The organism is Candidatus Manganitrophaceae bacterium (genome assembly GCA_016200325.1).
In the GTDB taxonomy this organism is placed as follows: Bacteria; Nitrospirota; Nitrospiria; order SBBL01; family Manganitrophaceae; genus Manganitrophus.
Genome location: JACQEZ010000018.1, coordinates 24,419 through 50,924 on the forward strand (window position 1 = coordinate 24,419; position 26,506 = coordinate 50,924).

The window sequence follows — 26,506 nt, forward strand, 5'->3', positions numbered from 1 at the left end:
AGGCGGCTGGGAAAAGGAGAGAAAGCTTTTCCCTTGCCGCCTCACAGATTTGCGCTTTCGCTAAGGGGTCTGTAAACCGGGGGAAAAGCCGGCGGCGCTAGGACGCGTCGTTTCGCCGGCCATCCCCGGTTCTGCTTTCTTCGTCTTTTGAGTCGCCTTCTCAACCATCTTATCGATCAGTTCCGGCAACTTTTCATAAAGGACATCCAGCCCCTTACCGCGGCCGACGTTCATCAGGGAGACACTCTGATCCTTGACCACCAGGAAAGCGATCGGCTCTACTTTCACCCCGCCCCCCCCGCCGACCCCTTCATTCTGCTGGGACTGTCCGCCGCCGCCGACGCCGATTCCCATTGAGATACGTGAAACCGGGATAATGGACACCCCGCCGGCCAAAAACGCCTCGCCGATGATCGTATCGGTACTGGCAATCGCCTTCAGTTGCTCTAAAAGGGTCTTCATCAACTCTTCCGCGATACTCATGCTGAAACCTCCTCTTTTCTGACAGGACCTGGATGTCGAACTTCTTTATACACCTGATACATTTCCGAATAGGGCAGATGGATCAGAACCCGCAGCGTCGGAACAGCAAGCCGATATAAAGGGAGGGCAAATCGACCGACAAAGCGATTCTCGCCCCAAAAATTCACTGCAAGATACACCCGTTTTATCTGGACTCCCTGGAGGGCGCCGTAGCAGATCCCGTTGATCATCGGATCGTCCAAAGAGAGATCAAAATCAAGATGGGAAACCGAAAAGGCACGCAGCAGATCAATCAGATACCGCGTTGCCAGCTCGGTCAGATGGACCATCAGCGCGCGGTGCGAGAACAACACTTTCACCACCGACGGCCGCTCCGGCGCTTCCCCTTTCTCCGGCCTTTTTTCATTTTCTTCGCGCGCGCGCTCATCCCCTTTTTCCGTTGCCTCTCCGGAGGGAGGAGTGGGTGCCTTTGTACCCTTCTTTCCCCTTCCTATCGGGATGCCGACGACCCGAATCGTGAGACGCTGCCGCGTAAAATTAAATCCGATGTTTATGAAGAGCCACCGGACGGAGAAACGCTTTTCTTCCGAGTCGACGGTAAAAAAAAAGGGCACAAATAGAAAGAGAACAGTCACAATAAATAGAATCGAAACAATGGACCAGCCGATCGACATGAAGGGATCTCACACTACAGGGGGGTTCTGGATAAAGAGATCAATTCAATATAACACAAACAGAAATCAAAAAGAAAGAAAGGGAAGGGCGCAGAAGGAAGGGGGCACATCCGGCAGAGGGCTTCTCCCGGGGCGTTCATCGTAAAGGAAAGAAAGAGACAAAAGGGATCTCTCTTTCCTCATTGATATTACCAATTCACCTTCACACGAAGCGACTGATTCGACCGATCGGTGTAATAGATGAATCCATTCTCAAATCCGAAAAGATGGAGATCCCGCGTAATTCTGACATCCTCCTTGCAATAGAGGGCGATGTTGGCAAAGTTCCCTTCGCGATACCATCGGATGGCCTGGAGGCCATCGGCGCTCTTGCCCGAATTTAATGTCGCCGATGCCAGGTTATCAAGTTTTGGACGAAACCCCAGGGCGGTCCGAAGTGACACCAACAGATCGAGCGTCGGCAACGCGGAGAGGTTCACATCGGTGTAAGCGGAGAGAACGGCGTAGTCGAAGCCGAGGAGATTGTAGCCGACGATCCGGTCGGCGTCACCCAGGACGCCGATCAACTCAGGAATATCCTCTTCTTCGTATCCACGAAAGGCCTGGTCTTTTGTCGAATAGGTGACGCCGAAAGAGAAACCCATCCGCTCTTTTCGATCCCACCCGCCGACCTCCTCCGCACTCCTCTGTGTCTCTAAATCAAAGTAGACGACATTCATCGGATACCTCGATGGCCGCGGTGCAAGGGTGCCGGAGGGGAATCCTCCCGCCTTGCGATGGGGGTCAACTTAATAAAATAAGACCGCCCTGTCAAGAAATTTGAACCAAACGCAAAATACATCCGGCCCGCATTTAAAAATCTATCATTACCGACAATCTCGATGCCTCCATGCTTTTCGGTATGGACTTGAGCGATTTCCGGTGTATCGTCGGTGATGGGATGTAAAACGGCCGCTTTCACCAAAAACCGATATAGACAAAAACGCCTCTATCTTATAAAATGAAAATAATTTAGAACAGGTCGCGATTGGCTCTTCCACAAGATGAGGGGATCCCCGAAAAATGAAGGTGACGGCAGCAGGATTAACCGACGTCGGTCGAGTCCGTCGTTCCAACGAGGACAGTCTCGGACTTTTTCCAGAGTTCAATCTTTATGTGGTTGCAGACGGAATGGGGGGACATGCGGCGGGCGAGGTCGCAAGCCGGATTGCCGTCCAGTCGATCCAGGAGTTCTTTTCCTCCCCTGAGATTACCGAGCAGACGGCGGAGATGAAGCTGGCCCGCGCCATCGGGTACGCCAACGAGAAAATCTATGAGGCGGGGGAGAAAGATTCATCCCTCAGTGGGATGGGAACCACCGTCGTGGCGGTCGTCGCCCACCCGACCGAGACCATCATCGGTTACGTCGGCGACAGCCGCGTCTATCTATTTCAGGAGGACAAGACGCGGCAGCTGACGCAGGACCATTCCCTCGTCAATGAATATGTCCGAAAGGGACTTCTTACCGCAGAGGCCGCACAACATCATCCCCTGAAACATGTGATCAGCCGCGCCCTGGGAACCAGCCCCAGGGTCGACGTGGAGACCCTCCGACAGGCATCGGTTCCAAGAAATATTCTCCTCCTCTGCTCGGACGGGTTGAGCAACAAGCTGACCTTGGAAGAGATCAATACCATTCTCACCACAATGAACGACAATCTTGAGAAAGCATGCCGTGCATTGGTGGAGAGGGCGAAAGAAAAGGGAGGCGAAGACAACATTACGGTGGTCTTGATCGGCTATCAGTAAGCAGCAGCCGCGCTCTCTCCAGACGCCTCTCTCCGGAAATGTGCCGGAGGCCTGAAAGAGCGACGCATCCGTTTCCCGGTCCATTCAGATTCATATCGAATCAATCAAACTCAACCAGAAAGCGGTCGGTCGGCGAGACCCGCCAGGGCGAGATGAAGAAAATCCTCATCATCGATGATGAGAGCAGCGTCCAGGAGTCCTTCCAAGCCTTCTTAAAGAAGGACTACTCCCTTCTTTTTGCGTCGGACGGCCGAGAAGGAATCCAGCGCTTCCAAGAGAATCAACCCGAGCTGGTCCTCCTCGACCTCCAGATGCCGAGGCTGGACGGAATGGCGACGCTGAAGCGGCTGCGAGAGATCGACGAGAAAATCCCGATCATCATGCTGACGGCGACACGGACGATAAAAACGGCGGTCGAGGCGATCAAGGCCGGCGCCGATGACTACGTGACCAAACCGTTCGACCTGGAAGAACTTCAATGGATTCTGTCAAAAACGCTGGCCAATCGCGATCTGGAGAAAGAGGTCCAGTCGCTGAGGACGGAGGTCTCCAGGCGATATGGCTATGAGAATATTATTGGAAACAGCCGCGCCATGCAGGAGATGTTTGAGAAAGTCCGGCACGTCGCCGACACCAAGACGACCGTCCTGTTGCTCGGAGAGAGCGGCACCGGAAAAGAGCTGATCGCAAAAGCGCTCCACTATAACAGCAGCCGGAGCACCGCCCCGTTTGTCGCCATTAACTGCGCCGCCATTCCCGAGACCCTCCTCGAAAGCGAGTTATTCGGTCACGAGCGCGGGGCCTTTACCGATGCACAGTCACGCCGAATCGGGCGGTTCGAACAGGCCCATCGCGGCACCCTCTTTCTTGATGAGATCGCCGAGCTCTCCCTTCCGTGCCAAGCGAAGATCCTCCGTGCCCTGGAGGAGCGGAAATTCATGCGCGTCGGCGGCTCGCAACTCCTGGAGGCCGATGTCCGCCTCATCGCGGCGACGAACAAGAACTTAGAAGAGGAGATTCAAAAAGGATCTTTCCGTGAGGATCTCTTTTACCGAATCAATGTCATTCCCATCGTCCTCCCCCCGCTCCGGACCCGGAAAGAAGACATCCCTCTCCTCCTCAAGCACTTCCTTGAAAAAAAGAGCCTGGCGCATCGTCTCCCGATGAAATCGATCACCCCTTCGGCAATCGAAGTCCTCATTCAACATGATTGGCCGGGAAACGTCCGCGAGATGGAAAACATGATCGAGCAGATGAGCGCCCTGGCCGCTTCCGACCAGATCGACCTGAACGATATCCCGGCTGCAATCCGAAGAGGGTCCAACCGCGCCCCGGCGGCGGGGGCGATCCCTCTGGGTGAGATGACGCTGGAGCAGGCGGTGGAACGGCTCGAGCGGCAGATGATCTCACAGGCGCTTCATCAGACCCGGCAGGTGCAGACCCGCGCCGCCAAATTGCTTGGCATCACCCGCCGCCAGCTAAAATACAAAATGGATGCATTGGGATTAACGGAGAAATACGAAGGAGGGGAACCCGAAGAACCTCAATCGGGGATCATGGGGGATCATGAATGATCAATAAAGTTTAGAAACAGACCGTCAATTCGACGTTTTTAGCCCTTCTCTCCCGGACCTCGGACACCGCCGCTTAAAAGCCGCTCGACATATTTCCCGATCAGATCGCTCTCCAGATTTACCTGACTGCCGACCTGCTTCAGCCCCAACGTCGTCGCCTTCGCGGTATGGGGAATAATGGAAAGGGTCACCCCGCGGTCGGTGAGGGTATTGATCGTAAGGCTCACCCCATCCACGGCGATCGACCCTTTTTTGATGCAATACTTTAAAATGTCCGGCGGGACCTCAATCGTCAGAAGGATGGCATTCTCTTCCTGTTCGCGCGCTCGGATCATCCCGATTCCTTCCACATGGCCCGAGACAAGATGTCCTCCGATCCGGTCCATAATACGCATCGCCCGCTCCAGATTGACCGGATCTCCCACCCTCAAACCTCCCAAAGTGGTTACTCGCGCCGTCTCCGGAGAGAGGTCGACCGTGAAGCCGCTTTCCGTCCGTGTGGCGGCCGTCGTGCAGACACCGTTTAGTGTCACACTGTCGCCCAGCTCCAGATCCTCTAAGATCGCCGTCGCCAACAGGGTGAGCCGCATCGACCTGAGATTTCGATCGATCTCGGTCACCACCCCCATCTCTTCAATAATTCCGGTAAACATTATTTTGCTTTTCCCGTTAAATCCACGGTCACAGATGCAGGATACAGGGCACCCGGATCATGACGTCGCTTCGTCTCCTTTAAGAGAGGCACAATCTCCTCCGAAAGACGCCCTTCGAAACTCTTCTTGCCGTTGGTGAAGACGACCACCGGCTTTGAGAAATCGATCAGCTTTCGATTAAAGAAAAGGGTATAGCGTCCTACCCGCTCGGTCGTCACATTGACCCGGTTCTCCTTGACTTCGGCCGTGAGCGATGAGAACGCTCCCTTTTTCACCCGCTCCGCCTCTTCCGGCTCGAAGATCGATCCCAACACATTCGCCACCTCCCCTTCCGTCTGATTGATTTCGGTCCAATAGAACGGCTCCAGATGCTCCGAATCCCGGAGCGAGACGACCCGCTTCGGATAAGGCTGGCGGTGCTGCTGGTCAAACCAGGCGACCAGATCGGGAAGCTCCTCTTTCGGAAAAAAATGGCCGCCGGCCATCGGGTGCAATCGGTCGTGCTCTCGATAGACAAAGGGGATCTGGTGTTCCGTCAGATACTCACTGATCTTTCTGGAGAGCATCACCGGCATCACTTCGTCTTTGGCGCCATGGACGATATAAATGCCGGTGGTCGAGAGATTCTGGAGGAAGGGAAAGATCTCGTCTGGAATACCGGACGCCATCGGGGCGATGGCGGCAAAACGGTCGGCGTGGAAAATCCCGATCAAGTAGGCCCCGATCCCACCGTTCGACATTCCGGTCAAATAGATCCGATTCGGATCGATCCGATACTTCGATTGAACCGCATCGATCACCGACAAGACCAACGCCTCTCCTTCCGGCGTCCACCAGGCCCCATTGACCATGGTCGGACAGGCAAGGAGCGACTTCTCCCCAAGCCGTGCCTGCCACCGCTCCAAGTAACTGTCTCCGGTAAAACCGGCTCCATGGAGACAGATAATGAGCGGATAGGGATTCGCAGGATCATACTTCTCTGGAACATACAGGGCGTAATCGGCCTGCTCTTCTCCCATATTAATGTTGAGATGAAGCGGCCCGACCGACGGCTGCGGCGGATAGAGCACCCCCTCCTGAATGGCCGTCTCAATCTGTACGACGGTCACCCCCTTCTGCGACTGAATTTCACTAAGGAGCGCCTCCGATTGCGTGTCGTCTTCGGAGGCGAGGTATTGCTGGACAGAGAGATTGAGATTCCCCTGCGGAGCGGGACCGCCGGTCGGCCCGGCGGCCGGACTCACCCGTTGGGTCTCGGCACAGCCGGCGCAGAAGACCATTAAGAAGAAGAACATCCAAGTTCGCATCGGCCTCACGCATCACCTCCTCTTTCCCCCTTCCGGGGGTAACCTTCAATTCGTAGATCTTCTCCTACCTTCCGAGCAGTCATCTGCTGGAGATTGAGTGCATCGTTGAGATTTGGAATCGCCTTCCCGGAGACGACACTTCGCGCATCATCGCCGCAGAGGAGTTTGGGAGCGATGTAAAAAACAACCTTATCGACCACCCCGGCGCGAAGCGCCATCCCATTCACCACCCCTCCCCCTTCGATCATTACACTCGTGATCTCACGTGCTCCGAGCCGCTCGAAGAGAAGATTGAACGGGATGATTCCTTGCCTTTGAGAAAAACGGAACAGCTCGACCCCGCGCTTTTCCAGCGCCCTTGCTTTTTCGGCGGAGGCCCTCCCCGTCGTGACCACCCAGGTCGGCGCGTCTGAAATCGATGTCACCAACCTCGATCGGACCGGAATCTTCAGATGTGGGTCGATGACCACCCGCACCGGATTTTTGGCTCCCGGCCGGCGCGCGGTCAACATCGGGTCGTCGGCCAACACCGTTCCGATCCCCACCAAAACCGCATCGACCTCCGATCGAAGCCGGTGCACCTCTCGTCGGGCCGCCTCCCCGGTGATCCAGCGCGACGCCCCCTTCGCCGTGGCGATCCGGCCGTCAAGGGTGGCCGCCGCCTTCAAGATCACGAATGGCCGGCCGGTGGTGATGTACTTGATGAAGACTTCATTCAGCTGCGCCGCCTCGGGTTGCAGCACCCCTTCGGTAACATCGATTCCCTTTTTTCGGAGGAGATCCAGCCCGCCGCCGGAGACCGCCGGGTTCGGATCGATCATCGCAGCGACCACCCGCCGAAGACCACTTTTTAAGATCGCATCGGTACAAGGAAGGGTGCGCTTTCCGGCGTGACAGCAGGGCTCCAGGCTGGTGTAGAGGGTTGCTCCCTTGGCTTTCATCCCCGCTTCGGCAAGGGCCAACACCTCGGCATGCGGCGCGCCCGCTTTCGGGTGAAAACCTTCACCGAGAATGACGCCGTTTTTGACGACCACCGCGCCGACCATCGGGTTCGGCGCGGTTTTGCCGCGGCCTCGTTCGGCCAGACGAAGCGCCCGCCTCATATATTTTCGGTCTTCTGGCTCCGACATGACCGTTACTATATAAGCGGGCCGCTTCGGATGTCAAATCGATTGCATTCAGGTTAGCATTGGGAGAGAAAGAGAATCAAGGGAGGAGGTGGATAGAATTTATATTCATAAAAAACAGACGCGGGAATACTTGAAAGAAAAGGCGGACGCGCCGTTTCTCCATCACTTCTGAATTCTGACTTCTGACTTCCGACTCCTGCTTTTAAAGCCTCATTTTCAGTAGTCTTCCATCGTGTCTTCTTTTAGAATCTGTCCCATTTCATCTTCCTCCTCTTCATCCCGGAGGACGCCATATATTTTCTTCTGGAGGGCTTGCGCTTTTTCCCAGCTTTCCGTGAAGAGGATCGCTTCGGTAAAAGAGGAAGCGGGGCCAAGTTTTGCTTCCGGGAAATTGGATTGCATGAGTTCGATATGGTCTACCTTGGAAAACTTCACCCAAACGGCCGGTCTGGCCGGGATTTTTAGGACCGGGTCGGTCTCGGCCGAATCCTTTGTAAAACGATACCAGGACAGGGCGAACTCATGGAGCGCTTCGTCCTCATCGTCGGGAACAACTTTGACCGCCCAGACCGTCTGAATCTTCATTGCCGCCTCCCTGTATTGAAAAACGTAGGGGCGTATTGAAATACGCCCCTACGAATGATGAACCCGATTTGTCTAAGATAGCCGATCAGACCGTGGCGCGGTGGCCGGCCTCTTTCCCCTTGGTCTTCATCTTTCCTTTGATCGCCGCCTGCGCCGCCGCGAGCCGCGCGATCGGCACACGGAACGGAGAACAGCTGACATAATTCAAGCCGATCCGATGGCAGAACTCGATCGAGGTCGGCTCGCCCCCATGTTCGCCGCAGATTCCGATCTTCATCCCGGCGCGGGTCGAACGCCCCTTCTCTACCCCCATCTTCATCAGAAGCCCGACCCCCTCCTGATCGACGGCAACGAACGGATCTTGGTCGAGAATCCCTTTTCGGATATACTCCGGCAAAAACCGGCCGGAATCGTCCCGTGAGAGACCGAAGGTCGTCTGGGTCAAATCGTTGGTGCCGAATGAGAAGAACTCCGCCTCTTTCGCAATTTGATCGGCCACCAGGACTGCCCGCGGCAGTTCAATCATCGTTCCAATCGAATACTCCACCTTCTTTTTATACCGGGCCATCACCTCCTGCGCAATTTTGACGCAGAGCGCCCTCATGTCCGACAGCTCTTTGATGTGGGCGACCAGCGGGATCATCACCTCCGGAATCACCTTCATCCCCTCTTTCCCCAGCTCGCAGGCCGCTTCGAAGATCGCCTGCGCCTGCATCTCGTAAATCTCCGGATAGGTGATCCCGAGGCGGCATCCGCGGTGGCCGAGCATCGGGTTGAACTCGTGAAGGCTCTTGTTCTTCGCCCGAAGGAGCTCGACCGCCACCCCCATCTCGCGGGAGAGCTCCTCGAGATCGGCCTCCGTCTGCGGGAGAAATTCATGCAGCGGGGGGTCCAAGAGACGAATCGTCACCGGCAGCCCCTTCATCTCCCGGAAGATTCCGATAAAGTCGCTCTTCTGCATCGGCAGGAGCTTTGCCAATGCCCGTTTTCGCCCTTCGACCGTGTCGGCGAGGATCATCTCGCGGACCGCCTTGATCCGGTCTCCCTCGAAGAACATATGTTCGGTCCGGCAGAGTCCGATTCCCTCCGCGCCGAAGCCGCGCGCCACGCGGGCATCGTGCGGAGTATCGGCATTGGCGCGGACCTTGAGGGTCCGAGCGTCATCGGCCCATCCCATGATCGTTTTGAAAGCGGCGGAAAGCTCCGGCTGGATTAATTCGACCTGGCCCAAGATGACCTCGCCGGTCGAGCCGTTGAGGGAAATATAATCCCCCTCCTTCACCGTGACGTTGCCGGCGGAAAAAACCTTCTTCTCTTCGTCGACCATGAGCGCGCCGCAGCCGGCCACGCAGCACTTCCCCATCCCGCGGGCGACCACCGCCGCGTGCGACGTCATCCCCCCCCGGGCGGTGACGATCCCCTCCGCCGCATGCATCCCGCCGATGTCTTCCGGCGACGTCTCGGTCCGGACCAAGATCACCTTCTCATGCCGCTCCGCCATCCGCTGCGCCTCCTCGGCGGTGAAGACGACCTTTCCGATTGCCGCGCCGGGCGAAGCGGGAAGCCCTTTGGCGATGACATGCACCTTCACCTTCGGGTCGATCATCGGGTGTAAAAGCTGGTCGAGTTGGAGCGGATCGACGCGGAGCAGCGCCGTCTCCTTGGTGATCAGCTTCTCCTTCGCCATGTCGACCGCAATCTTGACCGCCGCCGCTGCGGTCCGTTTGCCGACCCGCGTCTGGAGCATGTAGAGCTTTCCCTCTTGAATCGTAAACTCGATGTCGAGCATGTCTTTGTAATGTTGCTCGAGCTTTTTGTAGACGTTGATCAGATCGCGATAGGCTTTCGGCAACTTCTGTTTTAAGGCGCCAATCGGCAGCGGCGTCCGAATCCCGGCGACGACATCCTCCCCCTGGGCATTGAAGAGGAACTCGCCGAAGAAGCGCCGCTCGCCAGTGGACGGATCGCGCGTGAAGGCAACACCGGTCCCGGAGGTCTCCCCCAGATTTCCGAAGACCATCGCGACGACGCTGACGGCGGTCCCCCAGGTATCTGGAATGCCGTTGAGCCGGCGATAGGTCATCGCCCGCTGTCCGAACCAGGAGTTGAAAACGGCGTTGATCCCAAGCCGCAGCTGATCGAGCGGGTCTTCGGGAAAGCTCTGGCCGGTTTCATTCAGGACGATTTTCTTGTAGGTCTGCACCAGCTCTTTCAGGGCGTCGGCCGAGAGCTCGGTGTCGAGCCGGACGCGGAGCTGCGATTTTTTCTCCTCCAGCGCTTTCTCGAACTTCTCCCGCTTCACCCCCATCACGACCGCGCCGAACATCGAGATGAACCGGCGGTAGGCGTCATAACCGAACCGCTCGTTCTTCGTCTTCTCGATCAGGCCGACCACCGTCTGGTCATTGAGGCCGAGGTTCAAGACCGTGTCCATCATCCCCGGCATCGAGGCGCGCGCGCCGGATCGGACGGAGACAAGCAGCGGGCTCTGCGGATCGCCGAACCGGGCCCCCATCAGTTTTTCAACCCGCTTCAGGGCAACGAGCGCCTCCTCCCAGAGCCCCTTCGGATGGCGCTTGTCGTTGTCAAAAAACGCGATGCACGCCTCGGTCGTAATCGTAAACCCCGCCGGGACCGGAATACCGAGCCGTGTCATCTCCGCCAGACCGGCCCCTTTCCCGCCGAGGAGTTCTTTCATATCCCCCCGTCCATCCGCTCGGCCGTCGCCGAAAAAATAGACAAACTTTTTCTTTGTTGCCATTCCTGCCTCCCATTTCTCTTCTGAGATCAGAATCGTTGTGAAAAAACCTTCCCAACATCCACGATATTTATTCTAATGATTTCCTCGTTTCAAATCAGCAGATTCTTTTACAAGCGGGATCTGAATATTAATTCCACTTTTCGAGGCAAGCGGAACGACCACCAGCCGCTGCTCCGCAGCGTAGAAACCGACCGGCTCTCCGGCATCCCAAAGATGATTCCCGTTGAGATCGACAAAAGCCCTCAGATAATAAATCCCCGGACGGACGTGAAGGGCGTAAGCGCCCGATTGCATTACGGCGGTGGAAAAGACCGGCCGCGGCGAGAATTGGGGGCGATCATAGACTTCGATGACGATCGGTCCGGGAGGGTTTCCGACATAGATCACCTCCCCGCTGATCGTCAAGATCTCCGTCTGGATCCCGGCTCCCCCCGACGCAGACGCCCAGAGAAGGCCGAGCAGGCCGGCGAGGAGCCCTCCCAGCGTGGCCACTCGAAATCTCATTTTTGCTCCGGTTTGGTCGCGCCCTCTCCTTCCACAATCTTCGAAAAATCACCAAACGCATCAAAGCGTTTTTTGATTCTGAATAAGAGACTCAATCGATTCCGCTGGACCTCGGGATTCGGGTCCATCACCATGACCCCCTCAAAGAAGCGATTCAGCGGCTCGTACAGCGTCGCCAAGATCTCCAAGACCTGCTCATACCGGCCCTCCGACAGATCGGCGCGGATCGTATTGTCGACGCGGGAGATCGCCGCATAGAGATCTTTTTCAACCTGTTCTTTAAGAAGGGAGGGATCGACCTCCCCCGAAAAACCTTTCGGCAAAATTCGAATCGCCCGTTTGAAGCCGGTCATCAGCGGGCCGAAGAGGGGTTGCTTCGAGAAGCGGACCAGCGCCCGGGCCCAATCGATCATCACCTGGGGGCGGTCGAGCTCCCCGGCGAGGACGGCATCGATCAGATCATACCGAATTCCCTCGGACTGAAGATAAGAGGCGACCCGCTGCTTGAGAAAGCCGGTCACCTCCGCCGCGACCTGTCCGGCGGAGAACTTCTGCTGCATTTCATAGAGCCGGATCGACTCGCGCACCGCCGCCTGGAGGGAGAGGGTCCGAAGCGGAGAAGACTCCATCACCAAAATCTGAATCAGTCCGAGCCCCTGACGCCGCAAGGCATACGGATCTTCCGAGCCGCTCGGGATCAGCCCGACGCCGAAGCAGCCGACGAGGGTATCGAGTTTGTCGGCCACCGCCACCGCCTGGCCGAGCGGGCTCTTCGGCAACGCGCCGCCTGAATACCGGGGGAGATAATGCTCCTCGATCGCCGAGGCGACTGCGGCCTCCTCTCCGTCGAGCCGGGCGTAGGTCCGGCCCATGACCCCCTGCAGCGCGGGAAACTCACGAACCACGCCGCTGATCAGATCGGCCTTGCAAAGGAGCGCGGCGCGCCCGATTGCCTCGGGCGACGTCCCTGCCTCCACCCCGATCTGCTGGGCGAGCGGGACCAGCCGCTCGACTTTCTCATGGAGTGTCCCAAGCTTCGCTTGGAAGGTCACCCCCTTGAGCCCTTCGACCCGGTCGGCCAATCGGCTCTTGCGGTCTTGGCTGAAATAAAATTGGGCATCGACGAGCCGCGCGCGCAACACCCGCTCGTTCCCCTTCCGGATCGTTTCCGGTTGGTCGGTCGGATTGTTGACGATGGTGACAAAGTGGGGCAGGAGCGCGCCTTGTTGATGATGAAGGGGGAAGTAGCCTTGGTGCTCTTTCATCGCCGTGATGATCACCTCCTTCGGAACCTCCAGGAAGGAGGGATCAAAGGCGCCGCAGATTGCTTTCGGATACTCCACCATAAAAGCCGCCTGCCAGACGAGCGCTTCGTCTTCTTCAATCTCCCCTTTTTTCTCTCGGGCGAGATCGCTCATCTCTTGGATGATCAAATCATATCGCTCTTTGGGGTCGATGAGGACAGACCGACGCCGCATCTCTTTTTGGTAAGAGGCGAAGTCGGCGACCTGGAACGATTCCGGGGCGAGGATCCGGTGGCCGTAGGAGATCCGATCGGAGGCGACCCCCGCGAACGAAAAAGGAACCACCTCGCCATTATAAAGCGCGACGATCCAGCGGACCGGCCGGACGAAGGAGACCCCTTCATCGTTCCATCGCATCGATCGGGGGAAGGAGAGCGAGGAGATCATTTCGGGGAGGAGCTTTTGAAGAAGGGTCGCCGTCGGCTCACCGCGGATCTCCTTCTCGACCGAAAGGTACTCTCCCTTCTCGGTCTGCCGGACCTTTAATTCCAACACGGCGACCCCTTGCGATTTGGCAAAACCGATCGCCGCGGGGGTCGGATTCCCCTGCGCATCGAAGCCGACCTTTTTGGAAGGGCCGGTGGCCACCTCGGTCCGGCGCTCCTGTTGCGGGGCGAGCGAGGGGAGGGTCAGGATCAGCCGTCGCGGCGTGCCATACACCTGCGGCGGATCGAACGGGATCCCCAGGGCGGAGAGACGCGCCGTCACCCCCGCTTTCAGCTGCTCCAGCGCCGAGGCCATGACATTGGAAGGAATCTCCTCCACACCGATTTCAAGGAAGAGCTCCCGAGGTCCCTTTCCGGTCGCCTTGGAAACGGCGCTCTTTTTTCCGGGACGGCTCCCCGCGCTCCCTTCTGCGGAACCCTTAGGAGCCATGGTTCTTGTCCTTTAAGAGAGGGAACCCGGCCGCTTCACGTTGTTTGAGATACCCTTCAGCGCAAAGCCGGGCCAATCCGCGGACGCGGGCGATATAGCTGGTTCGCTCGGTCACGGAGATCGCGCCCCGGGCATCGAGCAGGTTGAAGAAATGGGAGCTCTTCATGCAGTATTCATAGGCGGGAAGAATGAGGCCTTTGGAGATCAGCCGTCGAGACTCTTCCTCGGCGCGATGGAACGCTTCTTTCAGGTGGACGATGTTCGCCTCTTCGAAATTAAACCGGGAAAACTGGACCTCCCCCTCATGATGGACTTCGCCATAAGAGACCTGGTCATTCCAGGCGAGATCGTAGACGTTGTCGACCTGCTGCAGGTACATCGCAACCCGCTCCAGCCAATAGGTGATCTCCACCGAAATCGGATTGAGCTGAATCCCGCCGATCTCCTGGAAATAGGTGAACTGGGTGATCTCCATCCCGTCTAATCGGACCTCCCAGCCGAGTCCCCAGGCGCCGAGGGTCGGCGACTCCCAATCGTCCTGGACAAATCGGATGTCGTGCTCCTCCATCTTGATGCCGAAGGAGGAGAGGCTCTGAAGATAAAGCGCTTGGATGTTCTCGGGCGCCGGTTTGAGGATCACTTGGTATTGGTAGTAGTGCTGAAGGCGGTTCGGGTTCTCGCCGTAGCGGCCGTCGGCGGGGCGGCGCGAGGCCTGAACATAAGCGGCATTCCAAGGCTCCGGCCCGAGCGCGCGCAAAAAGGTCGCCGGATGAAAGGTTCCGGCGCCGACCTCGGTGTCATACGATTGAAGGATCAGACAGCCTTGCGCGGCCCAGTAGCGGTGAAGCGACAAAAAAAGCTCTTGAAAGGTAAGCGGCTTGCGGGCTGTTTGAGACGTTTTGTGGACAGAGGCCGTCGCGCTCTTTCTCTGAGAAGTGGTGGCTTTCAAGGGGTCCTTCATTAGAATAGCGCAAGGTGAGCGTTCGAGCTACAAGTTAACAAAAGATTTCGGAGATTGTCAAGCAAATCAAGCGAATTTAGATGCAGGACCATCGGTTCCGAGTTGCGAAATGAACCCGGCTTTTTCTTACTCCGCATTCCGCAATTAAAACTTTTTTAGGAGTGGACCGGCTCCGGAACAAATTTTGGGGAAGGCGCCCCGGTGATATAGGTAATGTGATCCCCGAAGAGGACCTCAATTTCCGACCGCATCGCGGCAGTGAGTTTAATCCGATGCGCGGCGGCATAGTCCATCCGCTGCGATCCCCTAAGAAAAGCGAGGGTCCCTTGGGAGATCGATGCGAGCCGCTCCATCCGCTCGGCACAGGGGGGGCAGACGGTTCCGCCCTGGCCGGGGGAGAAGTAGATTTTGGGCTCGGTCAGCCGCTTGCGGCATTTTAAGCACTGGTCGAGCCTCGGTTGATATCCGCTATAGGCGACCAGACGGATGACAAAGAGGATCGCGGAGAGCTGCCGGTCGGCCCCCTTCTCCAAATAGGTGAGCGCTTCGAGCAAAAGACGAAAGATCGCCGGGTTCGGCTCCTCATCCGGGGTCAACTTCTGGACCATCTGAACCATATGGGAGGCGAGATGAATCTCGGACCAGTTCTCCCGGAGCAGCTGAAAAGAGTGGACGATGTCCGACTGGTTGATCCGGGCGAGTTTGTCCCCCGGTTTTTCGAAGACAACGAGATTGCAGTGGGTAAACGGCTCCAGCGCGGCACCGAACCGGCTCTTCATCCGACGGGCCCCCTTCGCCACCCCTTTTAGCTTCCCTTTTTTAGCGGTAAAAAAAGTGACCAGCTTATCGGCCTCACCGAGCTTAATGCTCCCGAGAACGATCGCCGGCGTGGTCAGTAACGACATGCCTCTCCTTATAAAATAATAAAGTAAGAAAAATTTTATTTTACTTCATAGACGGTCTATTTACAAGGAGGAGGTTCGGTTTGGATGGTTCTCATTTTCTGAACTTAGGGAGGAAGGAAAAGGTAGGTGGAGCGATTGATTATAACCGAGGGAAGCTGCGTCCTCGCTCCACCCCTCCCCCAGTAGGGCTCTTTCTCTCCGACATAGCACGCCACCGAGGAGATAAACCTAGAGCTAGTGATTTCTGAATCAAAAAAAAGATCGTAAGCGCCTGCGCGGCAAGGGCGCACTACGCCCCCCCCCCACTCTGCTGCGTTTTATATCAGACGTTCCATCGACCGAATCAGGTCACCTGTCGAAGCCCCATCCGCGGTGCTCTCCCGCACGTGGTGCAAGTTGTGACCGTGGGGGGGAGCCCCCCCGCTGCACGGGAGGCCGCAGGGGAGCCCAAGGCGCGACCGGCTATTGATTCAGACGGCAGGGAAGGAACACCGTAAAGGTCGATCCTTTTCCTTGCTCACTTTCGACGCGGATCTCCCCCTCGAGCAGATTCACCAGGTCCTTAACGATCCGCAATCCCAACCCGACGCCGCCGAACTCCCGGGTGAGGTCGGCATCGAGCTGATAAAAGGCCTCGAAGATTCTCGGCAGCGCCTCCGGCTTCATGCCGATGCCGGTATCACTCACCGCCACCTCGACGCCGTCGCGTCGCGGTGCCTTCCGCGCCGTCAAGGTAATGCCGCCGTGGCGTGTGAATTTGACCGCATTTGAAAGAAGGTTGACGAGAATCTGCTTGACCTTCCCCGCATCGGTCTCCAGCGTCGAAAGGGTCTCTTCCACCTCCTGCTTGAGATAAAGTCCCCGTTCATCGATCAGGGGTTGCATCCCGGAGATCACCTCCTCGATGAGGTCGTGAAGGTCGAACGAAGAGCGCTGAATTTTCAGCCGCCCCGCCTCCATCCGGGAGAGGTCGAGGACCTCTTCGATCAGATGCAGCAGGTCGTCGGCGTTTCTCAAAATTCCTTCAAGCGGCTTTTTCTGATCCGATCCGACGGGACCGAAGGTTTCATCGTGCATCAAGGTGGCATAGCCGAGGATGGAATTCAACGGGGTTCGAAGCTCATGTGAGACGTTTGAGACAAACTGCGATTTCAAACGGCTCGCCTCTTCCGCCTCATGCGTCCGCCGCTGGAGCGCCTCGTTCGCCGTCTGCAACTCCGCCGTCCGCTCCCGCACCCGAATCTCCAGCTCTTCATTCAATTTACGGATCGCATTCTCCACCTGTTTCCGTTCGGTGATATCCTGCGCCGTCCCGAACATCCGCACCGGCTTTCCTTCTTTGTTGAGGAGGACCTCTCCCTGGCTGTGAAGGATCCGTACGATTCCATCCGGGCGGACGATTCGGTGCTCGAAGGCGAAAGTCTGGCCGTTCTGATATGCCTTCTCGATGATCTCTTTTACGGAAGCAAGGTCCTCCGGATGAAGAAAGGTGAGATACCGATCATAGGTCATCCCTTCCGATCGGGAAGAGAGCCCATAGATCCGATAGAGCTCGTCGGACCAGGTCAGCGTGTTAGAGGCGATCTCCCACTCCCAGCTCCCGATATGGGCGATCCGCTGGGCAACGGAAAGCTGCGCCTGACTTTTCCGAAGCCGCTCCTCCGCCTCTCTTCGCTCGGTCAGGTCGCGGGTGAGCTTCGAGAAGCCGATCAGCTCTCCCTCTTCATTCCGAATCGGGGTGATCACCGCGCTGGCCCAAAACCGGGAGCCGTCTTTTCGGACGCGCCATCCTTCATCTTCAAACTGACCGTCTTCAACGGCCCGCTTTAACTCATATCCCGCTTTGTCCCACACTTTATCTTCATCCGGATAGAAGACGGAGAAGTGCTTTCCGATAATTTCGTCGAGCTGATATCCCTTGATCTGCACCGCCCCCCGATTCCAGCTCACCACCCGCCCTTGGGGATCGAGCATAAAAATGGCATAGTCTCGGACCCCCTCCACCAGAAGACGGTGACGCTGCTCCGCCTGTCTTCGCTCCGTCAGGTCCCGGGTAATCTTTGCAAAGCCGATTCGCTTTCCTTCATCATTCTCTAAGCGGGTAATCACGATATTGGCCCAGAATCGGGAGCCGTCTTTCCGAATCCGCCAGCCCTCTTCCTCGAATCGCCCCTCTTCCAAAGCGCGGGACAGGTTGTACGCCGGTTTCCCTCGACGCTGATCGTCCTTGGTATAAAAGGCAGAGAAATGTTTGCCGATGATCTCCTCAGGACGGTATCCCTTGATCCGCTCCGCCCCCTGATTCCAGCTCATCACCTTTCCCTGAAGATCGAGAAGGTAAATCGCATAATCCTTCACCTCCTCTACCAGGTGGCGATAGCTTTCTAAACTCTGCAGAAGCGGTTCTGAATCGCGACGCGCTTTCCCCATTATGTGACTTCCCCCATTATTTTAGATATTTGGTTGAAGACCCTTTCTGCGGTCACTTTCGGCTGAGTCGGATCGGCAGCGTGAAGGTGAAGGTCGATCCTTTTCCAGGGTCGCTTTCCACCCGGATCCCCCCTTCCAACAAAGAGAGCAGCTCTTTAACGATCGCGAGCCCCAGACCGACCCCGCCGAACTCCCGGGTGGCGGCGCCGTCCACCTGATGGAAGGTGTCGAAGATCCGCGGCAAATGTTCGGGACGGATGCCGATTCCGGTATCCTGAACGGCAATCTCGACTCCGGTCCCGTCTGCCTGCATCCTCGCTCGGATGGTGATTTCCCCGTTGGAGGTAAACTTCACTGCATTCGAAAGAAGGTTAACCAAGATCTGTTTAATCTTCCCGACGTCGCTTTCAATCGAGGGAAGCCCCGAAGCAATACCGCAAGAGATCGGGAGCCCCTTTTCCTCGGAGAGGGGATAAATTCCGCTCACCACCTCGTCAATTAAAACGGCTAGATCGACCTTCGAAGGGGTCACCGACATCTTTCCCGCCTCAATCTTCGCCAGATCGAGCACATCGTTCACCAGCTGGGTCAGGTCATGCGCATTGCGTCGAACCCCTCTGAGGGCAAGCCGCTGCTCTTCTCGGACCGTTCCGTAGACCTCTTCCATCAAAAGATGGGTATAGCCGATGATCGCATTGAGCGGGGTTCGAAGCTCGTGGGAAATATTGGAAAGAAAGTGCGACTTGAGCCGGCTTGCCTCCTCCGCCTCGATCTTCTTGCGCTGCAGCTCCTCATTGATTTGCTCAAGATGGCCGGCATATTGCTGATTTGCAATCGCCAAGGCGATTTGATTGGCTATCGTCTGCATCAGCTGAATGTCCTCGGAGGTAAACGGCTCCTGCTGCTCCTTATCGCAAATCCAGAGGACGCCGAGCGGAATGCCCCGGATTTGGAGCGGAACGGCGAGAATCGATTCAATGCCGAGCCGCTCGATAAAGGGCCGATACCGTTCCATGCCGGGGTCGCTCCAGATCGGATGAAGCCTCAGCATCTCCCCCCGGTAGAGAAGGCGATAGATCGGATCCCCCTCCTCCTCGATGAGCGGCGCTTCGAGCCGCTGCATCACCCCCTCCTCAAAGCCATAAAACGCGTGGGGACGGATCGTTTTCCGGTTTGAATCGATCAATGAGATCCCACAGCGGGTTGCCTTCGTCAGTTCGGCGATCCGCCTCACCACCTCGGTCAGGAAGAGATCGCTCTTCTCCCCCAACGCAAATCGACTGGAGAAGTGGTGGAGGGCCTGCGAGATATCGAGCTGCCGCCGAAGCTGCTCCATCCCGCCCGCCAAGGCATCGTGCGCCTTTTGAAGGGCCGCTTCCGCCTGCTTCCGCTCCCACGTCTCCAGGGCGAGGGCGGTGACATCGGCAATCGACGCTGAAAAGTGCTGCTCCTCGGAGGTCCACCGTCGGGCGGGGCCGACCTGCTCATGGCAAACGACCCCGACCATCTTTCCATTCAGCCAGATCGGGGCGTCGAGCATTGAAGTAATCCCGAGCGGGGCAAGGTAAGACTCCGAGAACTCTTCCGTGCGCGGATCGGCATGGGCATCGTGCGCCGGGATGATCCGCTCCAATTCCAACGCTTCAAAATAGGCCGGATATCGTTCTGCAGGGAGCTCCATCCCTTCCGAATGGCGGGAAAGGCTTCGTTCGTAGAGGTCGAAACAGCGGATTTTAGAACGCGCGTCGTCATAAAGCCAGACGCTGGCACGCTCGACCTCTAAAACATGCGCCGCCGCCCTCGTGATTTCTCCGAAGGAAGCCTTCAGATCGACCCCCTCGGACAACCGGCTTCTCGCGAGCCGTCCCAACACCCGGTTCTGGCGACGCAAGCGGTTTTCTCCCTTCCGCTGCTCCGTGATATCGCGTGTAAAACAGCGGACATGGACGAACTTTCCGTCTTCCCAAAAAACGTTGGAGTCGATGAGCAGATGCTTAATCGAACCGTCTTTGCACCGAAACCGGGCTTCATAGTGACGAAGCGTCTCCCCCTGCGAGAGCCGCTGCAGGAGATCGTTGGCCACCTCCACATCGGCATGAAATTCGGAGATATGGCGGCCGACATACTCTTCGCGTTGATACCCGAGCAGATCGAGCTCCGCCCGATTGGCCCGTAAGATCATCCCGTCCGGCCCGATCCAATGCAGACCGACCGCCGCATTTTCGAAAAAGTCGGCCAACGTCTGCTCGCTTCGACGCAGCGCCCGCTCTATCCGCTTCCGCTCGGTAATATCCCGTTTCACACCGACGTGACAGACCACGTCGCCCGCGTCGTCTTTCATCGAGAAGGCGGTGAGCTCGATCTCGATCTTCTTCCCCGACTTGGTCCGGCTGACATGCTCGCCCTGGTAGCTTCCGCTCTTCTGCAATTGCTCCGCAATCCGTCGGAAGGGTTCCTCTCCGAGATGGATTTGAGGCGTTTTGCCCTGGAGCGCTTCATCGGAATAGCCGATCAGCATCCGATGGGCGTAGTTCTGCTCGAGATAGTATCCTTTGGCATCAATGATCGCGATGGCATCGCTCGCGGAAGCGATGATCCGCTGATAGAGATGCAGCCGCGCATCGGCCCGCCGGCGCTCGGCGGTCTCTTCCTCCAGCTGCCGTTTCTTGAGCGCGAGCGCAGCTTTTCCCTCGCTCAGTGCGACCGCATCGCGCTCCCGCTCGACGATATGACGAATCAGCCGCTCCACTTCCTGGGCGGCGCCCCGATCTGTAAGAAACTCATCGGGTGGGATGTAATACTGATTCTGGCAGACGAGCCCGCCGGAAATGACCTTCGGATGGGTCCGGATGACATCCTGGATGAGCTCCGGCTGGAACCGGTTTCGATTGTACTGGCAAATGGCCACGACATTGTTGCTGGGGAAAAACCGATTCAGCTTTGCCTCATACTCCATCAACCGTTCTGCTCCCGGGTCCCCCCCCAATGCCCAGGTCATCTCCCCCGTGATCCTCAATGCCGTATACCCGGCCCGTTCGGCCGCCTCGACCGCCCCTTTTAAAAAAGCGATCATTCCATCCGGATCAAAATATCCCTTATTGAGGTAGACCTGTTTGTCGGCAATGGTCAGGGCGCCCGATTGGATCGCGGCATCGACATTGATCCCCTCCTGGTGCATGGCGTCGATCACCGTTGCCGCGACATTCTCATCGACAATATAAACGCACTGCTCCCCCCGCTCTAACCCGATTCGGATAAAGGAGACGGCGGCGGCGAGCTGCTCTTGAAGGGTCTCATAGATCAGACAGAGGTGATCGTGCGGCGCGGCCTGTTTGATGGCCTGAACGAGGGAGGAGTGGCTCTCTTTGGAATAATGCATCAGTTCTCCGTGACGTGATTCTGTTGTGATGGCAAGAAGGGAGGGAGCGCGTTTTAGGCGACTTTTATCACGTCATTTATCGCATGAAAATCATGCAGATAAGGGTTCTATTTTTAAGAGAAAAGGGATCTGAGTCATTATAGGAGAAAGACCGGTAATGATGCAAGAGGAGGATTTTCGTGATCCACCCGATCCCACGCCGGATTTTACGCCAGCCGATAAATCGGGGTAAATTTCTCCTTCAGATATTGGACGAAATAATCGGGGTTCAGCGTCTCTCCCGTAATGCGAAGGATCAGTTCATCGCTCGCATATTGTTTGCCCCAGCGATGGATCTTTTCATTGAGCCACTGCTTCAAAGGCAGCAGATTCCCTCGCGCACTCTCCCCTTCCAGGTCGGGGATCTCCTTCTTTGCCTGATTCAAAAATTGAATTGCATAGAGGTTGCCGAGCGTGTAGGTCGGAAAATAGCCGAATGCCCCTCCCGACCAATGAATATCTTGCAAGACCCCCTGCGCATCCGAAGGGGGGGTCAGGCCGAGGTAGAGGCGCATCTTTTCATTCCAAAGAGCGGGGAGCGCCTCCACCGGAAGATTCTCCTCAATCAGTGCACGCTCGATTTCGAAGCGGATGATGATGTGAAGGTTGTAGGTCAGCTCGTCGGCTTCCACCCGGATCAGCGACGGCTGCACCCGATTGATCGCCGCGTAGAAGCGCTCCAGATCGACCCCCTCCAGCCCTTCCGGAAAGGTCTTCTGGAGGATCGGATAAAAATGCCGCCAGAGGGCCTTTGACCGGCCGATCCCATTTTCCCAAAGGCGGGACTGGCTCTCATGGATACCGAGCGAGCGCGCCTCACCGAGCGGGGTTCCATAGAGGTCGGGGTTCAGTCCCTGGTCATAAAGGGCATGTCCTCCCTCATGAATCGAGCTGAAAAGGGAGGAGAGCAGATCACCTTCATCCACCCGGGTGGTAATTCGAACGTCGGTCGGATGAAACGAGGTCGTGAAAGGGTGGGCTGAAATATCTTGACGGCCGCAATTGAAATCATAGCCCATCGCCTCCAGCACCTTCTGGCCGAACGCCAGCTGCTTCTCCGGCGGATAGGAGCGATGCAAAAAATCACCGTTCGGCTGAATGGGGGAGTGAACGATCTGCTCCAGCAGCGGCACCAACTTCGCCCGAAGCGACGCGAAGAGCGGGACCAGCTGCGCCACCGTCATCCCCGGCTCGTAAGCGTCCAACAGCGCATCATACGGGGAGCGTTGATAGCCGAGGTAGTCGGCTTCTTCTTTTTTCAGGGCGATCATCGTCTTCAGATGCGGGGCGAACCGAGAGAAGTCGCTCTTTTTTCGCGCCTCAACCCAAACCTGCTCCGAAATCGAGGCCGCTTTTCCAAACCGCCGAACAAACTCGGACGGCAACTTGGTTGCCTTATGGTAGTCGCGCCAGCTCTCCCGCAGGAGGGCGCGCGCCGCCTCGTCCCACGTCTCCTCATTCCCTTTAATCGCTCCGCTTTCCAGATCGACCCACTGGGAGAGGATCCGCTGCATCTCCGGCCCGACGCTCTTGTCGTGCGCCAATCCCCCCAACGCCGACAACTGCTCCGCCCGCGCCCCCCCCGCCCCCGGCGGCATATAGGTCTCCTGATCCCAATGAAGCAGCGAGATCGCGCTCGAAAGATGTTGTATGTCTTGAAGGTATTCAATCAACGGCTTGAGATCTTTCACACCCTTCACGGCAGCCCCCTCCAAACGTTTTTTGCCATTGTAGCCAATCTCTTCAGAGAAGACAATGCGGGGGCGATGGGAATGGGCCATAGCATAAAACGTCTGACGCCGACAGCAGCGCGCTCCCGACATGATGATTGACAAGCCACTCCCATCAGTTTAGAATTTTTTATTACCCTTATTTTTGAAGGAGAGACCCCCATTAGCGATTCATCCAAATTTTATCGACCCGAACGCGATAACCCAAAAGAGAAGCGCTCTCAAAACCCGCTCCAATTGATTGATCATATTTTGTCGATCACAACGCAGGACGATCCCCGCCATTCGCTTCTCTATGCGCTGCGGGGCAAGATTCTCGAGGGCGATCTCAGCCTGCAACAGGTCCAGCAGGAGATCCAAAAGCTGAACCAGGTGGTCGAGAAGGTCACCGCGCCGGCCAACCGGATCGGCACGCTGTTGAGCCTTCCCGCCCCCGATTTGGCGCACATCGTCGTCGGCGGCGCCGACTACTATACCAATCTCGACCCGCGCCTCACGCCGGAAGAGCTACCGGTCGGCACGCAGGTTCTGGTGAATGAGGCGTTTGTCGTCCTCCGAGCGATCGGATATGACCGGAACGGATCGATTCAAAAAATCACCGACGTCCTCCCCGACGGCCGGCTGCGCGTCGGGCAGGACCTCGGGGCACAGTCATCGTTGGTGATCCGATCGGCCCAACTAGCCGACGCGCCATTGAAGACGGGAGAGGAAGTTCGCATCGACGCGAGCCACCGTGTGGCGGTCGAAAAGGTGAACAATGCCCAGCGGCGCGAATATTTCCTCGATGAGACACCGAAAGTCGGCTGGGAGGAGATCGGCGGTCAGAAAGAGGCGATCGACGCGATCCGCGATACCCTAGAGCACCCGCTTCTTTATCCCGATCTCTACAAAAAATATAACTTTTCTCAGCCGAAAGGCTTCCTCCTCTATGGTCCCCCCGGCTGCGGCAAAACATTAATCGGCAAGGCAACGGCGTATAGCCTGGTGCAGAAGCTGAAGGCACAGGGAAATCCGCAGGTCGAAGAGTTCTTTCTCCACGTGAAGGGGCCGGAGATTCTCAACATGTGGCTCGGCGAGTCGGAGCGGATGGTCCGGGAGCTCTTCTCCCGCGCCCGCGAAAAACGGGGCGCCGGCTTTCTCCCCTTCATCTTCATCGATGAGGCCGAATCGATCCTCGGGACGCGCCGATCGAGCCGCTCCCACAACATTTTAAGCACCCTCGTCCCGATGTTCTGCGCCGAGATGGACGGAATCGAATCACTCAAAGAGATGGTGATCATCCTCGCTTCCAATCGGCCCGACCTGATCGACCCGGCGGTCCTTCGGCCCGGACGAATCGATCGGAAGATTAAAATCAACCGGCCCGACCGGGTTGGGACCGAGGAGATCTTCGGTATTTACTTGACCCCGGAGACCCCCCTCTCCCCGGCGCTCCTGGCGGCGCATGGAGCCGATCCGGCCGCCGCCCGGCGGTCCTTGATCACCGCCGCCGTCGACGCGATCTTTACAAAAAGCCCGGCGCAGCAATTTATGGAGCTTCAGCTCCGAAGCAGCCGCCGCCAGATCCTCTACCGATCCGACTTCATCAGCGGGGCGCTGATTTCCTCGATTGTACAGCGGGCGAAGGAGAAAGCGATCAAGCGAACGATCGCCGGGGGGGAGGAAGGGGTCCGACTCGACGATCTCCTCACCGCGGTCGAGACCGAGTTCCGGGAGGGAGAGATTCTCCCGCCCAACGACATCCTCGAAGATTGGCTGAAGTTGATCGACGCCGACCCCGAAAACGTGGTCGGACTCTCGCTGCTTGATAAAAAAGAGCGTCCGCGATCGGAAAAAAGAGTGATCTGATCCCCCCACACTGGGGACCAGAAGGCGATTATTCCTGCGAATGGACCGGAGCGGATGATTAAGCTTTTCGGAATTGAAACGGAATATGGGATTACCCGGGAAGATCTCGACCAGGTCGATCCGGTCGTCGAGTCGATGGAGCTGGTCCGGGCCTATCTCAACCGGCCGTTCCGCGCCGGCTGGGATTACAGCGCCGAAGATCCGCGGCAAGATGCCCGCGGTTTTCGCGCAGACCATCTGGCGCAAGACGAAGAAGAGACCGCCTTCGAAAAACTCGATCGCCACCGCCCTTTTTCGTTTCATGAGATGAAGAGCGATCTTGCCTTGACCAACGGCGCCCGTTTCTACAACGATCATACCCATCCCGAATATTCCACCCCTGAATGCCGCTCGTTACGGGACCTGATCATTCATGACAAAGCCGGCGAGCGGATCGTCCAGCAGTGCGCCGACCGGCGGAACGCCGCCCTCGGAAACCCCGTGGTTCAAGTCTACAAAAACAATACCGATTTCTACGGCCACAGCTACGGCTGCCACGACAACTACCTCCTCCCCCGGTCGATTCCGTTTGATCGGATCCTTCGCTCTCTGACCCCGTTCCTGGTGACCCGCCAGATCTTCGCCGGCGCAGGAAAGGTCGGAATCGAAAGTCCGGAGGGATACCGATCCGGTGTTTACCAGCTCTCGCAACGGGCCGACTTCATCGAGGTCGAGATGTCGGTCGATACGATGGACCGCCGGCCGATCATCAATACCCGAGACGAGCCGCACGCCGACCGGAGCCTGTATCGGCGGCTTCACCAGATCTTGGGGGATGCCAACCTCTCGGAGACCGCCACCGCGCTGAAGGTCGGGACGACCTGGTTGGTGCTGCGCCTGATCGAGGGAGACGCCGCCCCCGATGCCGCGATCCCCGAACCGGTCGCCGCCGTGCATGCCGTCTCGCTCGACACCACTTGCAAAAAGCCGGTCCCCTTAATGAACGGCAAAACGATTACCCCGATCGATCACCAGCGTCTTTATCTCGCCGCCGCGCAGAAAGCGTTCGGACAGGAGGCCGACCCCGACACGCAGTGGGTCCTCTCTAAATGGGAAGAGGTTCTGAACGATCTGGAGGTCGATCCGATGTTGTTGACGAACCGGCTCGACTGGGTCGCCAAGAAATGGCTTCTGGAGACCTTTTTGGAAGCGGAGGGGTGCGGCTGGGACGACCCGCGCCTCCGAGGACTCGACCTCGAATACCACAACCTCGCCCCCGATCGGGGCCTCTTCATCGGACTCGAGATGGAGGGGACGATGGAGCGGCTTTCCAATGAGGTCGACATCAAGGAGGCAATGACCGCCCCTCCCTCCGACACCCGCGCCGCCATCCGGGGACTCTGCATCGAGAAATTCTATGACGACATCCATCGGATCCAGTGGGAACAGGTCGTCTTTCAAAATGGCCTTTTCAAGAAGACGCTTGAGATGAACACCCTGTTTGATCCGGCGGAGATTGCTTCCCTCCGGACGCGGATCGCCGCGGCAGGCAGTTTCAAAGAAATTTTTAATTAGTCCGCCGTCCTTCCGCTTTCG

Annotated in this window: 19 protein-coding genes; 4 read left to right on the forward strand and 15 right to left on the reverse strand. The window is 57.4% G+C overall.

What is annotated here, in order from left to right:
* Positions 1-60: 60 nt before the first annotated feature.
* From HY282_14830 to HY282_14840, 3 genes are all read right to left on the reverse strand, one after another.
* The gene (locus HY282_14830) at positions 61-483 is read right to left on the reverse strand and encodes a sporulation protein (GenBank protein MBI3805023.1); all 423 of its coding nucleotides are present in this window, start codon (positions 481-483) and stop codon (positions 61-63) included.
* Entirely contained in the window at positions 480-1,157 is a 678-nt protein-coding gene (locus tag HY282_14835; protein ID MBI3805024.1) for a hypothetical protein, read from the reverse strand. Before HY282_14835 ends, HY282_14830 begins: the two co-directional genes overlap by 4 nt.
* 188 nt (positions 1,158-1,345) lie before the next feature.
* On the reverse strand, positions 1,346-1,876 hold the full coding sequence (locus HY282_14840; GenBank protein MBI3805025.1) for a ribonuclease H-like domain-containing protein: 531 nt from the start codon (positions 1,874-1,876) through the stop codon (positions 1,346-1,348).
* A gap of 343 nt (positions 1,877-2,219) precedes the next feature.
* Here HY282_14840 and HY282_14845 point away from each other — a divergent pair, with 343 nt between their 5' ends.
* Positions 2,220-2,945 (forward strand): Stp1/IreP family PP2C-type Ser/Thr phosphatase, encoded by a 726-nt coding sequence (locus HY282_14845; GenBank protein MBI3805026.1) that lies wholly within the window; start codon positions 2,220-2,222, stop codon positions 2,943-2,945.
* A 152-nt stretch (positions 2,946-3,097) separates the two neighbouring features.
* A complete protein-coding gene (locus HY282_14850; GenBank protein MBI3805027.1) occupies positions 3,098-4,519 on the forward strand; it encodes a sigma-54-dependent Fis family transcriptional regulator in 1,422 nt (473 codons plus the stop codon).
* Between the two features lie 38 nt (positions 4,520-4,557).
* Here the strand turns inward: HY282_14850 and HY282_14855 are convergent, their stop codons facing one another.
* From HY282_14855 to HY282_14910, 12 genes are all read right to left on the reverse strand, one after another.
* Positions 4,558-5,172 (reverse strand): riboflavin synthase, encoded by a 615-nt coding sequence (locus tag HY282_14855; protein MBI3805028.1) that lies wholly within the window; start codon positions 5,170-5,172, stop codon positions 4,558-4,560.
* Positions 5,172-6,488, reverse strand: coding sequence for a hypothetical protein (locus tag HY282_14860; protein ID MBI3805029.1), 1,317 nt, complete (start codon positions 6,486-6,488; stop codon positions 5,172-5,174). Before HY282_14860 ends, HY282_14855 begins: the two co-directional genes overlap by 1 nt.
* Positions 6,485-7,609, reverse strand: coding sequence for a bifunctional diaminohydroxyphosphoribosylaminopyrimidine deaminase/5-amino-6-(5-phosphoribosylamino)uracil reductase RibD (ribD, locus tag HY282_14865; GenBank protein ID MBI3805030.1), 1,125 nt, complete (start codon positions 7,607-7,609; stop codon positions 6,485-6,487). Before ribD ends, HY282_14860 begins: the two co-directional genes overlap by 4 nt.
* A gap of 216 nt (positions 7,610-7,825) precedes the next feature.
* Entirely contained in the window at positions 7,826-8,194 is a 369-nt protein-coding gene (locus tag HY282_14870) for a hypothetical protein (GenBank protein ID MBI3805031.1), read from the reverse strand.
* An 85-nt stretch (positions 8,195-8,279) separates the two neighbouring features.
* Positions 8,280-10,955, reverse strand: coding sequence for a pyruvate, phosphate dikinase (locus HY282_14875; protein ID MBI3805032.1), 2,676 nt, complete (start codon positions 10,953-10,955; stop codon positions 8,280-8,282).
* A gap of 72 nt (positions 10,956-11,027) precedes the next feature.
* Positions 11,028-11,459 (reverse strand): hypothetical protein, encoded by a 432-nt coding sequence (locus HY282_14880; GenBank protein MBI3805033.1) that lies wholly within the window; start codon positions 11,457-11,459, stop codon positions 11,028-11,030.
* Entirely contained in the window at positions 11,456-13,639 is a 2,184-nt protein-coding gene (locus HY282_14885; GenBank protein ID MBI3805034.1) for a glycine--tRNA ligase subunit beta, read from the reverse strand. The genes HY282_14880 and HY282_14885 overlap by 4 nt, the downstream gene beginning before the upstream one ends.
* The gene (locus HY282_14890; GenBank protein MBI3805035.1) at positions 13,629-14,600 is read right to left on the reverse strand and encodes a glycine--tRNA ligase subunit alpha; all 972 of its coding nucleotides are present in this window, start codon (positions 14,598-14,600) and stop codon (positions 13,629-13,631) included. The genes HY282_14885 and HY282_14890 overlap by 11 nt, the downstream gene beginning before the upstream one ends.
* Before the next feature lie 155 nt (positions 14,601-14,755).
* A complete protein-coding gene (gene recO, locus HY282_14895; GenBank protein ID MBI3805036.1) occupies positions 14,756-15,505 on the reverse strand; it encodes a DNA repair protein RecO in 750 nt (249 codons plus the stop codon).
* 462 nt (positions 15,506-15,967) lie between these two features.
* On the reverse strand, positions 15,968-17,935 hold the full coding sequence (locus HY282_14900; protein MBI3805037.1) for a PAS domain S-box protein: 1,968 nt from the start codon (positions 17,933-17,935) through the stop codon (positions 15,968-15,970).
* Between the two features lie 52 nt (positions 17,936-17,987).
* Positions 17,988-21,314, reverse strand: a complete 3,327-nt coding sequence (locus HY282_14905) for an MEDS domain-containing protein (protein MBI3805038.1) — start codon at positions 21,312-21,314, stop codon at positions 17,988-17,990.
* A gap of 206 nt (positions 21,315-21,520) precedes the next feature.
* The gene (locus tag HY282_14910; protein MBI3805039.1) at positions 21,521-23,134 is read right to left on the reverse strand and encodes a carboxypeptidase M32; all 1,614 of its coding nucleotides are present in this window, start codon (positions 23,132-23,134) and stop codon (positions 21,521-21,523) included.
* Positions 23,135-23,335: 201 nt separating this feature from the next.
* Here HY282_14910 and HY282_14915 point away from each other — a divergent pair, with 201 nt between their 5' ends.
* Positions 23,336-24,931 (forward strand): AAA family ATPase, encoded by a 1,596-nt coding sequence (locus HY282_14915; GenBank protein ID MBI3805040.1) that lies wholly within the window; start codon positions 23,336-23,338, stop codon positions 24,929-24,931.
* A 57-nt stretch (positions 24,932-24,988) separates the two neighbouring features.
* Positions 24,989-26,485, forward strand: coding sequence for a proteasome accessory factor PafA2 family protein (locus HY282_14920; GenBank protein MBI3805041.1), 1,497 nt, complete (start codon positions 24,989-24,991; stop codon positions 26,483-26,485).
* Positions 26,486-26,506 lie beyond the last annotated feature (21 nt).